This window comes from Devosia ureilytica, from assembly GCF_024273195.1.
GTDB lineage: Bacteria > Pseudomonadota > Alphaproteobacteria > Rhizobiales > Devosiaceae > Devosia > Devosia ureilytica.
Map to the genome: position 1 here is coordinate 130,007 of NZ_JAMZCU010000002.1, position 14,418 is coordinate 144,424.

At 63.0% G+C, this 14,418-nt stretch carries 12 protein-coding genes; 5 read left to right on the plus strand and 7 right to left on the minus strand.

Annotation, left to right across the window (positions count from 1 at the left end; genetic code table 11):
* The first annotated feature begins 11 nt into the window (after positions 1-11).
* The 3 genes from NIM87_RS04545 to NIM87_RS04555 are packed head-to-tail and all read left to right on the plus strand — an operon-like array spanning position 12 to position 2,396.
* Positions 12-1,151 (plus strand): divergent polysaccharide deacetylase family protein, encoded by a 1,140-nt coding sequence (locus tag NIM87_RS04545; RefSeq protein ID WP_254673452.1) that lies wholly within the window; start codon positions 12-14, stop codon positions 1,149-1,151.
* An 11-nt stretch (positions 1,152-1,162) separates the two neighbouring features.
* Complete coding sequence (locus NIM87_RS04550; protein ID WP_254673453.1) at positions 1,163-1,702, plus strand: RNA pyrophosphohydrolase; 540 nt, start codon at positions 1,163-1,165, stop codon at positions 1,700-1,702.
* A 7-nt stretch (positions 1,703-1,709) separates the two neighbouring features.
* Positions 1,710-2,396: an aspartate/glutamate racemase family protein gene (locus tag NIM87_RS04555; RefSeq protein ID WP_254673454.1), complete on the plus strand. Its 687-nt coding sequence runs from the start codon at positions 1,710-1,712 to the stop codon at positions 2,394-2,396.
* A 15-nt stretch (positions 2,397-2,411) separates the two neighbouring features.
* Here the strand turns inward: NIM87_RS04555 and NIM87_RS04560 are convergent, their stop codons facing one another.
* From NIM87_RS04560 to NIM87_RS04590, 7 genes are all read right to left on the minus strand, one after another.
* Entirely contained in the window at positions 2,412-4,577 is a 2,166-nt protein-coding gene (locus NIM87_RS04560) for a methyl-accepting chemotaxis protein (RefSeq protein ID WP_254673455.1), read from the minus strand.
* Positions 4,578-4,785: 208 nt separating this feature from the next.
* Positions 4,786-5,208, minus strand: coding sequence for a F0F1 ATP synthase subunit epsilon (locus NIM87_RS04565; protein WP_254673456.1), 423 nt, complete (start codon positions 5,206-5,208; stop codon positions 4,786-4,788).
* A gap of 85 nt (positions 5,209-5,293) precedes the next feature.
* Positions 5,294-6,733, minus strand: a complete 1,440-nt coding sequence (atpD, locus tag NIM87_RS04570) for a F0F1 ATP synthase subunit beta (RefSeq protein WP_254673457.1) — start codon at positions 6,731-6,733, stop codon at positions 5,294-5,296.
* Positions 6,734-6,757: 24 nt separating this feature from the next.
* On the minus strand, positions 6,758-7,645 hold the full coding sequence (locus NIM87_RS04575) for a F0F1 ATP synthase subunit gamma (protein ID WP_254673458.1): 888 nt from the start codon (positions 7,643-7,645) through the stop codon (positions 6,758-6,760).
* A 24-nt stretch (positions 7,646-7,669) separates the two neighbouring features.
* On the minus strand, positions 7,670-9,205 hold the full coding sequence (atpA, locus tag NIM87_RS04580) for a F0F1 ATP synthase subunit alpha (RefSeq protein WP_254673459.1): 1,536 nt from the start codon (positions 9,203-9,205) through the stop codon (positions 7,670-7,672).
* Positions 9,205-9,765: a F0F1 ATP synthase subunit delta gene (locus tag NIM87_RS04585; RefSeq protein WP_254673460.1), complete on the minus strand. Its 561-nt coding sequence runs from the start codon at positions 9,763-9,765 to the stop codon at positions 9,205-9,207. The genes atpA and NIM87_RS04585 overlap by 1 nt, the downstream gene beginning before the upstream one ends.
* A gap of 379 nt (positions 9,766-10,144) precedes the next feature.
* A complete protein-coding gene (locus NIM87_RS04590; RefSeq protein ID WP_254673461.1) occupies positions 10,145-12,313 on the minus strand; it encodes a primosomal protein N' in 2,169 nt (722 codons plus the stop codon).
* Between the two features lie 119 nt (positions 12,314-12,432).
* Between NIM87_RS04590 and NIM87_RS04595 the strand changes: the two genes are divergently transcribed.
* Both NIM87_RS04595 and NIM87_RS04600 read left to right on the plus strand, forming a co-directional pair.
* Positions 12,433-13,362: a tyrosine recombinase XerC gene (locus tag NIM87_RS04595; protein ID WP_254673462.1), complete on the plus strand. Its 930-nt coding sequence runs from the start codon at positions 12,433-12,435 to the stop codon at positions 13,360-13,362.
* Between the two features lie 87 nt (positions 13,363-13,449).
* Positions 13,450-14,388 (plus strand): DMT family transporter, encoded by a 939-nt coding sequence (locus NIM87_RS04600; protein WP_254673463.1) that lies wholly within the window; start codon positions 13,450-13,452, stop codon positions 14,386-14,388.
* Positions 14,389-14,418 lie beyond the last annotated feature (30 nt).

Consider the following 14,418-nt stretch of genomic DNA (forward strand, 5'->3'; position numbering starts at 1 on the left):
GCTTACCGCCAATGGCCAATGACCTTTCCACGCCGCTGACCGGACGCCGTCGCCGAAACGCGGCCCGGTCGGGACGCTTCCACTTTCCGTTGGCTCGGCTCCTGTTCATTGTGATCTTCCTGATCATTGGCGGCGTCGCATTGCGCCTGGTTCTGGTTGAAGACCCCAATGGGGGCCGCCCCAGCCAGGAGGTGGCGATCACCTCCACCCGCGACACCAACAGCGTCGCCAATTCGGCGGCGAGCCGGCCGGCAACCATCACTGCCGACCCCGGACAGGTGCCAGCGAACGGCTCGGTGATCGCGGTGCCGCCGCCCACTTCCAGCAATCCCGGCACGGGTACCGGCCAAATCCCGGACCGCTTTGGCGCCTTGCCCGACCTGAGCGAGGAAACCTCCGCCGGCACCATCCCGCGCATGTCGGGCACCGGCCTGACGCCGTTTGCCGCCTATCGCCGGCCGGCCAGCGGTGCCGTAGAGGGAGCAGCGCCGATGATTGCCGTGGTCGTCACCGGCCTCGGCATCAACGAACAGGGATCTCTCGAGGCCATCGATCAATTGCCTGACGAGGTGACGCTGGCCTTTGCCCCCTATGGACGCTCCTTGTCCAACAGCGTCGCGGCAGCGCGCACCGCTGGACATGAAGTCATGCTCGAAGTGCCGCTCGAGCCCTTCGACTACCCGCAGAACGATCCGGGGCCGCACACCATCCTCACTGGCGAGGCGCCGCGCGCCAATCTTGAAAAGCTGTTCTGGCTGATGGCCCGGTTTGGCGGCTATTTCGGCATCATCAACAATATGGGCGCCCGCTTCACCGCATCGGCCGCTGACATGGCCCCCATCATGGAAGAATTCGGCGCCCGCGGTCTTGGCTATCTCGATGACGGTTCGTCCAACCGCTCCGTGGCTGCCCAATTGGCCACGGCCAATCGCGTGCCCTTTGGCCGCGCCAGCCAGGTGATCGACGCCAATCCGGCACGCGCATCTATTCTCTCAGCGCTTGCCAGCCTTGAGACCCAGGCCATGGAAACCGGCAGCGCCATAGGTATTGTCAGCGCACTGCCCATTTCGGTGCAGGCCGTGTCCGAATGGGCGCGCGAACTCGATGCCAAGGGCATTGTACTGGTCCCGGCCAGCGCCCTGATGAAATAGAGACCTGAGCCATGACCACCAGCCGGCCCGACCGTGACGCCATGCCCTATCGCGATTGCGTGGGCATTGCCGTGTTCAATGCCCATGGCAACGTGTTCCTTGGGCACCGCAAGTCCGAGGGCGATCCCGATCAGTCGGCGGCCCATGGTTCGGCCTGGCAGATGCCCCAGGGCGGCATAGACAAGGGCGAGGACCCGCTGCGCGCTGCCCTGCGTGAACTCTATGAGGAAACCAGCATCACTTCGGTGAGCCTTCTCGCCGAGGCGCCCGAATGGATCTACTACGACCTGCCCGACGACGTGCTGGGACAGGCCTTCAAGGGCAAATATCGCGGCCAGCGTCAGCGCTGGTTCGCCTTTGCCTTCACCGGCCCTGACAGCGAGATCGACGTCGAGGCACCCGGCGGCGGCAAGTTCAAGCCCGAGTTCGACGGCTGGCGCTGGGAAAAGCTCAGCCGCGCCCCTGCGCTGATCGTGCCGTTCAAGCGGCCCGCCTATGAAAAGGTGGCCGAGGCCTTCGGCGACATCCCGCAGCGCTTTACCCACGTCTGAGACGACCATGAAGACTATCGGCCTGATCGGCGGCATGAGCTGGGAATCCAGCGCCCATTACTACCGCATCCTCAATGAGGAAACGGCGCGGCGGCTGGGCGGTCTGCACTCGGCCCCGGTAATCCTGCATTCGGTGGATTTTGCCCCCATTGCGGCGCTGCAATCGGCCGGAGAATGGGACAAGGCCGGTCATCAGCTCAATGGCGCCGCCCGCGCTCTGGAAGGCGCTGGCGCCCAGCTGCTGGGCCTTGCCACCAATACCATGCACGTGGTTGCCGCCACCATGATGGAGGGCATTGGCCTGCCCTTGATCCACATTGCCGATCCGACCGCCAAGGCTCTTCTGGCGGACGGATTTGACACCGTCGGACTGCTGGGCACCCGCTTCACCATGGAAATGGGCTTTTACAAGGACCGTTTGGCCGGCCATGGCCTCTCCGTCCTCGTCCCCGAAGTCGATCACACCAATCTCAACGGCATCATTTATGAGGAACTGTGCAAGGGCATCGTTCGTGACGAGTCGCGGCGCGTCTATCAGGCGGCGATAGACCGCATGGCGGCACGCGGCGCACAGGCGGTCATTCTCGGATGCACCGAGATCGGCATGCTGATCGATGACAGCACCAGCTCACTGCCGACCTATGACACCACCGATCTGCATGCCCGGGCTCTCGTGAGCGCGGCATTGGACTAACTCCGGGCTTTGGCTTCAGGCCGCGCGTTGCCGCGCGACCCGGGCAACCGGCTCGGCGGCCTCTTCGAGCTTGAACACCTCGATGATCTGATCGAGCGCCTGGGTCTGGCCCTCGGTCTGCTCGATCACCGCATTGGTCTCCTCCACCAGCGACGCATTATGCTGGGTCATCTGGTCGAGTGTGCGCACCGCCGAATTAACCTCCTCGATGGACGCGGCCTGCTCGCGGCTGGCCCGGGCAATCGAGCGCACCAGGGCGCTGTTTTCCTCGACTGCATCAAGCATGGCCTTGAGCCTGTCGCCGGCAGCCGCGACCAGACTTGTCCCACCCTTGACCTCATCGGCGCTCTTTTCGACCAGCGCCTTGACCTCGGACGAGGCCTGCGCCGCGCTCTGGGCCAGGCGCCGCACTTCCACGGCCACCACGGCAAAGCCCTTGCCGGCGTCGCCGGCGCGGGCCGCCTCGACCGAAGCATTGAGCGCCAGCAGATTGGTTTGGAAAGCGATGTCGTCGATCATGCCGATGATGTTGGAGATTTTAGCCGAGGACTGGGTGATCCGCTCCATCGCGCCAGTGGCCTCGCCCATAACCGCGCCGCTTTCGGCGGCGACCTTGGATACAGTCTCGGCCCTGCCGGCGGCCTGTTCGGCCATGCCCGCATTGCTGGCAACCGTGGCGGCCAGCTCTTCCATGGCAGCCGAGGTTTCCTCGATGGTCGCAGCCTGGCGGGTGGTGCGTTCCGACAGATCATTGGCACCCGACAGCAATTCGCCGCTGGCGGTACGCAGCGATCGCGTGGTGAGCCGCAATTGCCCCACCACATCGGCAAAGCGTTCCACCGTGCCGTTGAGCGCCACTCGCAGGTCCTCGAACTCGGGCGGGAAGGGCGAAGCAATGGTGCTGGTCAGGTCGCCGCCGGCCAATTGCTGCAACCCAGCGCCAATGGCGGCGACCGAGCGCTTGCGCGCTGTCACATCGGTTGCAAACTGCACCACCTTGTAGGGCACGCCATCGGCATTAAAGATCGGCGTGAACGTGCTCTGGATCCACACTTCCTGCCCATCCCGGCAACGCCGGCGATATTCGCCACTCTTGAAGGCACCCGCTGCCATATCCTGCCAGAACTGCTTGTAGCTGGAGCTGGCCGGGTCAGCGTCAAACAGGAACAGCGCATTGGGACGGCCCACGATATCGTCCAGCTCATACCCCAGCAGCGCCAGGAAATTCTCATTGGCCGTCTGTACAGTGCCGTCGAGTTCGAATTCGACCACGATCTGGCTGCGCGAAATGGCCTGCAATTGCCCGGTGTGATCGGCCGCCTCGGCCAGATGCTGACGGGCTTGCGCATCCAGCGCCGCCTTTTCAACCGCATTGGCGCGGAACACTTCGACGGCGCGTGCCATGGCGCCAATCTCGTTACGCTGAGCCGTATAGGGCACGGCCGTATCGAGCGCGCCATCAGCCAGCGCACCCATGACCTGGGCCAGATCCGGGATCGGCCGCATCAACTTGCGCGCCAGCAGCACTGCCAAGACGCCCGTGACCAGCATGCCGAGAAGGGCAATCGCACCCAGCACCGTCATGGTCCGCCCCAGCACGGCCTCGAGCGGTCCCCGGTCAACCGCAACCATCAATGCGCCAATCACCGCGCCCTCGGCGGTCGCGATGGGCTTATAGCTCAGGAGATAGGCCTTGCCGTCAAACGCGGCTTCGGCCCGAACCGGCTGATTGCTGACGAGACTTTCGAATACTGCCGTGCCGGGCACCAGAACCTGGCCCAGACGCCGTTCATCTGCGGCATCCAGGAGGCTGGTACTGCCCACCACCATGTCCGGGCTGGTCTCGGTGTCATAGACATAAACCGCAACATCCTGGCCGGCGACCTGCGCCACGGCATCGATCACGTCATGGCTACGGAACCGAGGCATGCTGCGGGCCGTCAGGCTCGCCACGCTGCCGTTCTCATCGACACCCACTTCCAGGTTGGGGAGATTGACCTGCAGGATCTGCGCCGCAATGCGCGTCGTGTCAGTGAGCGCCTTTTCTTCGTCGCGCGCCACCGAAGCACCCAGACTGACATAAAGCCCGCACATCACCGCCACGATAGCGACGGCAATCGCACCGATGGTCATGCTCGAAATGGCAAAGGTCAGACGGATATTGCGCAGGAATGAACCCATGATCGTGCCCCCGAATTCCGACCGCCGTTGGCCGGTTTCAATAGTTCCCGGGCGGCAGCATGGCCTTCAAGGGTTAAGCACAGGTTGATGGGCGTAAATTGCTATTGAAAATCAAACACTTGCACAAATGATGTGCTCAATGCTCAAATTGAAAGCAAGAAGGCCGCCCATGGGGCGGCCTTTGAAGACGATAGCACTATCGAAGCGCTCAATGGATATGGGCGCCGTCGATATGCTGGGCCTCAATGGCCAGGTTCAACAGGCCCGACACCACTTCCTGGGCATAGGACTTGTCGTCGGGCGTCGTCGCCCGATTGAGTTCTTCCTCAGCTGCCTTGATCTGCGCCTGCAGGTCGCCATGGTCGAACTCGGAGAACGGCACCGACTGCTCGGCGAGAATGGTCAGGCCCGTGGCCGACACATCGGCAAAACCACCCTTGACGAAATAGACGGTCGAGCCGCTATCCTTGGTCACGGTGATGAAACCGGGCTTCAACGTCGTCATGAACGGCGCATGGTCGTCCATCACGGTGAAATAGCCCTCGGTGCCCGGCACAGTGACCGAAACCACGGTTTCGGACAGCACCAGCCGCTCGGGCGACACGATCTCGATCTTGAGGCCTTCAGCCATATTTTTGGTCCCTTAGCGGAGCGAACCCGAACGTACCGGGCCTGGGCAGGGGGCCCGTCGCGCACGACGAGCCCGAGTTGCAAAATCAGGCGGCCTGGGCAGCCAGCTTCTGTGCCTTGGCAACAGCGTCCTCGATAGTGCCAACCATGTAGAAGGCAGCCTCGGGGAGGTGGTCATATTCGCCCGCCACCAGGCCCTTGAAGCCCTTGATGGTGTCTTCGAGCGACACGAACACGCCCGGCGAGCCGGTGAACACTTCGGCCACGTCAAAGGGCTGGCTCATGAAGCGCTCGACCTTACGGGCACGAGCCACGACCAGCTTGTCCTCTTCAGAAAGCTCGTCCATGCCCAGGATGGCGATGATGTCCTGCAGGGCCTTGTACTTCTGCAGCACTTCCTGCACGCGGCGAGCAACTTCGTAGTGCTCCTGGCCAACGGTCAGCGGGTCCAGAATACGCGAGTTGGAAGCCAGCGGATCCACGGCCGGGTAGATGCCCTTTTCCGAGATCGCGCGGTTCAGCACGGTCACGGCGTCGAAGTGGGCGAACGAGGTCGCAGGCGCCGGGTCGGTCAAGTCGTCGGCCGGCACATACACAGCCTGCACCGAGGTGATCGAACCCTTGTTGGTGGTGGTGATGCGTTCCTGCATCGCGCCCATGTCGGTCGCCAGCGTCGGCTGGTAACCCACGGCGGAGGGGATGCGGCCAAGCAGGGCCGACATTTCGGCACCGGCCTGGGTAAAGCGGAAGATGTTGTCCACGAAGAACAGCACGTCCTGGCCCTGGTCGCGGAAGTTCTCGGCGACGGTCAGACCGGTCAGGGCCACGCGGGCACGGGCGCCCGGGGGCTCGTTCATCTGGCCGAACACCAGGGCACACTTGGAGCCGGCGGCCGAGCCACCATGTTCCTTGGGGTCCTTGTTCACGCCCGACTCGATCATTTCGTGGTAGAGGTCATTGCCTTCGCGGGTGCGTTCACCCACGCCCGCAAACACTGAATACCCACCGTGCGCCTTGGCGACGTTGTTGATCAGTTCCTGGATGAGAACGGTCTTGCCCACGCCGGCACCGCCCATCAGGCCGATCTTGCCGCCGCGTGCGTAAGGAGCGATCAGGTCCACGACCTTGATGCCGGTCACCAGAACCTGAGACTCAGGGTTCTGCTCGGCAAAAGCCGGGGCTTCCTGGTGGATCTCGCGCTTGGCTTCGCCAACGATCGGACCGGCCTCGTCGATAGGCTCGCCGATGACGTTCATGATGCGTCCCAGGGTCGCTTCACCGACAGGAACGGTGATGGCAGTGCCCAGATCGGTCACTTCGGCACCGCGAACCAGGCCCTCGGTGGTGTCCATGGCAATCGTGCGCACGGCGTTTTCACCCAGGTGCTGGGCTACTTCGAGCACCAGGCGCTGGCCATTGTTGGTGGTTTCGAGAGCGTTCAGGATGGCGGGCAGGTGGCCGTCGAACACGACGTCCACGACGGCACCGATGACCTGCGATACGCGACCGGCCTTTTTCTCTGCCATTTGTTCGTCCTTCGCTTGGATTGCTTAGAGCGCTTCCGCGCCCGAAATGATTTCGATGAGTTCTTTGGTGATCTGGGCCTGGCGCTGGCGATTGTAGCTCAGCTGCAGCTTGCCGATCATTTCGCCGGCGTTGCGGGTGGCATTGTCCATCGCGGACATCTGCGCACCGTAGAACGAAGCGGAGTTTTCGAGCAGGGCACGCAGCACCTGCACCGAGATATTGCGCGGCAGAAGATCCTCGACGATGGCTTCTTCGCTCGGCTCGTATTCGTAGGGCACAGCCGAAACTTCGGCGGCGCCTTGGCCTTCGACCTTTTCCAACTTGGCCGGAATGATCTGCTGGGCCGTCGGCACCTGGCTGATCACTGAGCCGAACTTGGCAAAATAGAGCGTGGCCACGTCGAATTCGCCGGCGGCGAACATCGAAAGGACCTTGTCGGCAACCTGCTGGGCCTGGGTAAAGCCAACCTGCTTGATCTCGCGGAAATTGAACGTATCCACGATCAGTTCAGGATATTGCCGGCGCAGGATGTCGTGGCCCTTGCGTCCCACGGTCAGGATCTTGACGGTCTTGCCCTGGCCGATCAGCTTGGTGGCGTGTTCACGCGCCAGGCGGGCAATCGAGGAATTGAAACCGCCGGCAAGGCCACGCTCACCGGTGGCAACCACCAGCAGATGCACCTTGTCGCTGCCCGTGCCGCCGAGCAACACGGGGGCGTTTTCCTGCCCGTCATAAACCGCGCCAAGCGCCGCCAGCACCTTGCCCATGCGTTCGGCATAGGGGCGAGCTGCCACTGCAGCTTCCTGGGCGCGACGGAGCTTGGCCGCCGCGACCATCTGCATGGCCTTGGTGATCTTCTGGGTCGATTTGACCGAGTCGATCCGGTTCTTGAGGTCTTTTAGCGAAGGCATCGGCCTGTCGTCTCCCTCTAGCCCTTAGGCCGCGTAGGTCTTCTTGATCTCGTCCAGAGCCGACTTGAGCTTGGCACGGGTGTCGTCGCTCAGCGCCTTCTCGGCGGCGATGGTCGAAAGCAGATCGGCATATTTGCCACGCAGGGCAGACAGCACGGTCTTTTCGAAATCGCCAACCTTGGAAACCGGCACCGAGTCCAGATAGCCATTGGCGCCGGCAAAGATCACCGCAACCTGCTCTTCGGTCTTGAGCGGGCTGAACTGCGGCTGCTTGAGCAGCTCGGTCAGGCGCGCACCACGGTTCAGCAGGCGCTGGGTCGAGGCATCGAGGTCGGAACCAAACTGGGCGAAAGCGGCCATTTCGCGGTACTGCGACAGCTCACCCTTGAGCGAGCCGGCAACCTGCTTCATTGCCTTGATCTGAGCCGAACCACCCACGCGGGACACCGACAAGCCAACGTTCACGGCCGGACGGATACCCTGGAAGAACAGGTTGGTTTCAAGGAAGATCTGGCCATCGGTGATCGAAATCACATTGGTCGGGATATAGGCCGACACGTCGTTGGCCTGGGTCTCGATCACGGGCAGCGCGGTCAGCGAACCCAGACCATGGTCTTCGTTCAGCTTGGCGGCACGCTCGAGCAGGCGGCTGTGCAGATAGAAAACGTCGCCGGGATAGGCTTCGCGGCCCGGCGGACGACGCAGCAGCAGCGACATCTGGCGGTAGGCAACGGCCTGCTTGGTCAGATCGTCATAGGCGATCACGGCATGCTTGCCATTGTCGCGGAACCACTCGCCGATGGCGCAGCCGGTGAACGGCGCGATGTACTGGAGCGGCGCCGGATCCGAGGCGGTTGCAGCGATGACGATGGAATAGGGCAGCGCACCCGATTCTTCGAGCTGCTTGACGAACTGGGCCACGGTCGAGCGCTTCTGGCCGACAGCGACATAGATGCAGTAGAGCTTCTCGGTATCGGAAGCATTAGCGTCGTGAGCCGGCTTCTGGTTGAGGAAGGTGTCCAGGATGATGGCCGACTTACCGGTCTGGCGGTCACCAATGATCAGCTCGCGCTGGCCACGGCCAATCGGGATCAGCGCATCGATGGCCTTGAGGCCGGTCGACATCGGCTCATGCACCGACTTGCGCGGCAGAATGCCAGGAGCCTTGACGTCAACGCGGCGGCGTTCGGTGTGCTCGATCGGACCCTTGCCATCGATCGGATTGCCCAGGCCGTCGACCACGCGGCCAAGCAGGCCCGGACCAACCGGGGTATCCACGATGGAGCCGGTACGCTTGACGACGTCGCCTTCCTTGATGGAGCGGTCGTTGCCGAAAATCACGACACCGACATTGTCGGTTTCAAGGTTGAGCGCCATGCCCTTGATGCCACCCGGGAACTCGACGAGCTCACCAGCCTGCACCTTGTCCAGGCCATAGACGCGGGCAATACCGTCGCCAACCGAAAGCACCTGACCAACTTCGGAAACCTGGGCTTCCTGGCCGAAATTCTTGATCTGGTCCTTGAGGATCGCAGAAATTTCCGCGGCTTTGATGTCCATTATCCGACCTCTTTCATGGCGATCTTCATCGCAGCGAGTTTTGTCTTGAGGGATGAGTCGATCATCTGGCTGCCAACCTTCACCTGAAGGCCGCCGATCAGCGAGGGATCAACGAATTGGTTGAGGGTCACGGTCTTGCCCAGCTTGGTCTTGAGCGTGGCGGCCAATGCCTCGGCCTGCGCATCGCTCAGGGGCGCCGCGGAAGTCACCTCGGCCGTGACTTCGCCGCGGGCGGCAGCAGCCAGCTCACGGAACACGGCGATGATGGTATCGAGCGCGAACAGACGGCCATTCTGGGCCACCAGACGCAGGAAATTGCCCACCAGCGGATTAACCTTGGCCTTTGCCAGAATCGCCTCGAGAGCCGACGCCTTGGCATCGGCCGAGATGACCGGAGACCGGAGGTAGCGCGAGAAATCGTCGCTCTCACCGATCAGGCTGGAAATATCGGAAAGCCCGGTTTCGACCTGGGCCATCTGGTTCTCGCTTTGGGCGAGATCGAACAGCGCCGACGCATATGGCCGCGCGATCTGGGTAAGCACTGAATTCTGCGCTGCCAATGCCGCTTCACCCTCTTTTTTGCCGACCCTCTTATGTGGTTCCGTTGACCGGAACCCGGGCGGGTTATGAACGCTTGGACGTGCTCGGAAACGGGCCGCGAGCCGGACCCCTCTAAAGTCGCGCTCGCTCTAACACAGCCCAAGCCGGCCATGCAAGGCTCCCCGGGGTGATTCAACCATGTCGAAAGTGTCGCACTTCGAAGCGTCCCTAAGGGGCAAATCATGCCAGTGGCCTGATTTGAGCCGAGAAGGCCATGAGAGCTACGCTCGAATGGCACGAGGTGCGGCCGCACCGCCCGAGACGCGCCAGTGGCGCGGTGAGTGCGCACAAGGCGATGCTACGCTCCAATGAAAGGGACCGGCCGCGAAAGAATAGCCGCTACATAAAACTCATCGGATCGATATCGACCTGCACCTTGAGGTCACCCTTGGCCTTTTCACCGCTGGCCAGCCAGAAGCGCATATAGCCCGAAAGATCAAAATCCTTGCCCGATTGGGCCAGGAGCCGCACCCGGTGCCGCCCCCGGATCATGGCAATGGGTGCATCGGCCGGCCCGAATAGCCGCACCCCCTCGGCCATTGGCGCCGCCGACAGCAGCGAACGGGCATAGGTCATGGCCGTCTGCTGTTCATTGGCCGAAATGATCAGCGCCGCCAGCCGGCCGAACGGCGGCATGCCACCGGCCTCGCGGGCCAAAAGTTCCTGCGCATAGAACGCTTCCCGGTCGCCGCTGACCATGGCCTTCATCACCGGGTGATCGGGGTGGTAGGTCTGGAGAAACGCCTTGCCATGCCGGGACGCGCGACCGGCCCGCCCGGCCACCTGCGTCAGGATCTGGAAAGTCTTTTCGGCCGCGCGCGGATCGCCATGCGCCAGGCCCAGGTCGGCATCAAGCACCCCGACCACCGAGAGCTTTTCGAAATGGTGGCCCTTGGAGACCAACTGAGTGCCGATGATCAGGTCATAGTCGCCGCGCTCGATCTCGGAAAAGCGTTCGCGCAACTGCGCGTGGCTGCCCATGTCGGTGGAAAGCAGCACCCGCCGCGCATCGGGAAAGCGCACTGCTGCTTCCTCCGCCACCCGCTCCACCCCCGGCCCCACGGCCACAAGGCTCTCGGTATCCCCGCATTCGTCACACACTTTTGGGGTGCGCATTTCATGGCCACAGTGGTGGCACATCAACACGCCGCGGAAGCGATGCTCAACCATCCAGGTCGAGCAGTCGGGACATTGATATTGATGCCCGCAGGAGCGGCAGACGGTCAGCGGGGCATAGCCTCGCCGGTTGAGAAACAGCAACGCCTGTTCCCCTCGGTCGAGCGCCGCAAACACTTCGCGCGCCAGCGCCGGGGCGATCCATTCGCCCTTTTCGGGTCCATTGATACGCATGTCGATGGCGCTGACATCGGGCATTGCCGCTTCGGCGAACCGGCTTTCCAGCGTCACATGTCTATAGCGCCCGACATTGGCATTGTTGCGCGATTCCACCGAGGGCGTCGCCGACGATAGCACGACTCGCGCCTCGGCCAGATTGGCGCGAACAATGGCCATGTCGCGGGCGTGGTAGGTAAAGCCGTCCGACTGCTTATAGGCGCCGTCATGCTCTTCATCGAGCACCATCAGGCCCAGCTCCCGAAACGGCAGGAACAGCGCCGAACGCGCCCCAACCACCGCCCGCACCGTGCCATCAAGCACCCCGCGCCAAACCTTGGCCCGCTGCACCGGGGTCATGTCCGAATGCCATTCCGCCGGCCGTGTGCCAAACCGGCGGGTGAAGCGGTCGATGAACGTGTTGGTCAAGGCGATTTCGGGCAGCAGCACCAGCGCCTGCCGTCCGGCACGCAGGGTATCGGCCACGGCCTCGAAGAATACCTCGGTCTTGCCGCCACCCGTCACCCCGTCGAGCAGGGCGACGCCAAAAGCGCCGACGTCGAGCGCCCGTATATCGTCGAGCGCCTTTTGTTGTTCCGGGTTCAGCCTGGCCGGGTTGTCCTCCGGGTCCGGGGGCATCACCACGGGCGGTGGCGGCATTTCGAGCTTCTCGATGGCCCCGGCCCGCTCCAGTCCGTCGATGACCGAACTGGACACACCACTGGCCCCAACCAGCGCCGGCTTGGGCCAGGCCATGTCGTCCATCAGGCAATCAAGCACCCGCAGCCGGGCCGGCGTCAGTTTTTCCGGCTCATGACCCGTGCGCCGATAGGCAATGACCGGTTTTGGTGCATCCAGCGCTTCGGGCGAGCGCAGCACCCCGCGCAGCACTTGGCCCGGCGCCGTCAGCGTGTAGCGCGCCACCCATTCAACCAGTTTGAGCAGTTCTTCAGAGAGCGGCGGCGCATCATAGGCCTGGGCGATGTCACGCAGCCGGTTATGGGCGATCAGGTCCTTGGGCGGTCCCCAGACTACCCCCAGGATTAATCGGGGTCCCAGCGGCACCGCCACAATCGAGCCGCGCTCGACAGTCATGCCTTCGGGCACGCGATAGCTATAGGGGCCGTCCACGGCCACCCCCACCATTACCGCGACAATGTCAGGACGGTTGATCATTTGTGCTTGTTCTGTTCGCATCGCTGCTCCGTCTTTGCAAGCGATTCTGCCACGCTCGACCACCACTGGCCGATCCGTTCGGCTAGAGAATATTCATCATACCCGGCTACAGTAACGGCATGACCGACAGCGCCTTTGCCACCGATGGTTTTGTCCGTTCCCAGCGCGATGCCTGGCTGCGCGAGCTTGGCTCGGTCAGGCGTCTGGCCCCCAAGACGCTCGAGGCCTATGGGCGCGACCTGGGCCAGTTCATGAGCTTTCTGGCCGGTCACATGGGTGGACCAGTGACCCTGCAATCGCTCAAGGACCTGCGGGGCGCCGATATCCGCGCCTTCATGGCGCAGCGCCGCAGCGAAAGTCTCGGCTCGCGCTCGCTGGCCCGCGTGCTTTCGGCCCTCAAGAGCTTTTTCGGCTTTCTCGAACGCGAAGGCACACTGGCCACCGACGCGCTCAATGTCATCCGCACACCCAAGCTGCCGCGCAGCCTGCCCAAGGCCCTCAGCATCGTCGAAGCCAGGAATACCATCAGCGAAACCGACGCGATGGAAGATCGTCCATGGATCGCCGCCCGCGACATGGCCGTCATTTCCCTCTGCTATGGGGCCGGATTGCGCATATCCGAGGCGCTGGCCGTGACCCGCACCGACCTCGAAGCCGATACGCTTCGGGTCACCGGTAAGGGCGGCAAGATACGCATGGTGCCGCTGATCGCCCCGGTGCGACAGGCGATAGATACCTATCTTTCCCTGACGCCCTTCAAGCTCTGGCCCGAGGAGCCGCTTTTTCGCGGCGTGCGCGGCGGCGTCCTCTCGCCCCGCCTGATCCAGCTGCGCATGCAGGACCTGCGCAGCGCGCTCGGCCTGCCGCCTTCGGCCACGCCCCATGCGCTGCGCCATTCCTTTGCCACCCACCTCCTGGGCAAGGGCGGCGACCTGCGCGCCATCCAGGAACTACTGGGCCACGCCAGCCTCTCCACCACCCAGATCTATACCGCCGTCGATACCGAGCGCCTGCTCGACAGCTATGCCAAGGCGCATCCGCGCGGCTGACCCCGACAAGATCAAGTGGACGGATTCGCCGGTCGGCGGCTTTGAATGGCGGATTTGGCGGCCTAATGCTGGGGCAGAGGACCCCTCATGACCACCAGTCCCATTGCACCACCCATCGACACCCTTGGCTATGCGCTTGCCCTGGGCGGAGCATCGCTGTTTTCCACCAAGGGCATTTTCGTCAAGCTCGCGCTGGCGGAGGGGATTTCTATTGAATCGACGCTTGCCCTGCGCATGCTGGTGGCGCTGCCGGTCTATCTGGTCATCCTGGTCTCGCTGCTGCAGCGCAACGGACAATTGCGAACTCTGCTGACCCCCAGCAAGGTGCTCGCAACCATGGGGGTCGGCATTCTTGGCTATTATGTCTCAAGCTATCTCGATTTTGCCGGCCTGGCCTTCGTTTCGGCCCAGTACGAACGGCTGGTGCTCTTTACCTATCCGTTTTTCGTGCTGCTGTTTGGCGTCTGGTTTTTCGGCGACCGGATGAACTGGCGGCTGCTCCCGGCCATGTTCATCAGCTATGGGGGGCTGCTTGTCATCTTCACCTGGAATATGAGCATCCGCCCCCAAGGGCTGTTCATCGGCACCGCCCTGGTGCTCGGCTCGGCCATCACCTTCGCCTTTTACCAGCACCTGGCGCGGCGACAGATGCTAATCTTGGGTTCCGCACTCTTTACCTGCATCGGCATGTCCACCGCCGCGGCCCTCGCCATTGCCCAGAGCCTGATCGTCGATGGTCCCCAGGCCTATGCCGGCTTTAGCCCATCAGTCTGGCTGATCGGCCTGACACTGGGCATTTTCTGCACCGTGCTGCCATCGTTCCTGCTCAACACCGCCATTGCCCGCATCGGGCCACGTGGCACCTCGTCCACCGCCTCCTTCGGACCAATCATCACCATCACTCTGGCCGTGCTTATCCTGGGCGAGGACTTCACCCTGTTCCATGCCGTTGGCACCGCCATGGTGCTGCTTGGATCCTGGCTGTTCGCCCACCGCGAGTCAGCATCCCGCGCCGAGCCCTCTTAGCTTTCCCACTTCTGGCCGCCATAAAGCCGC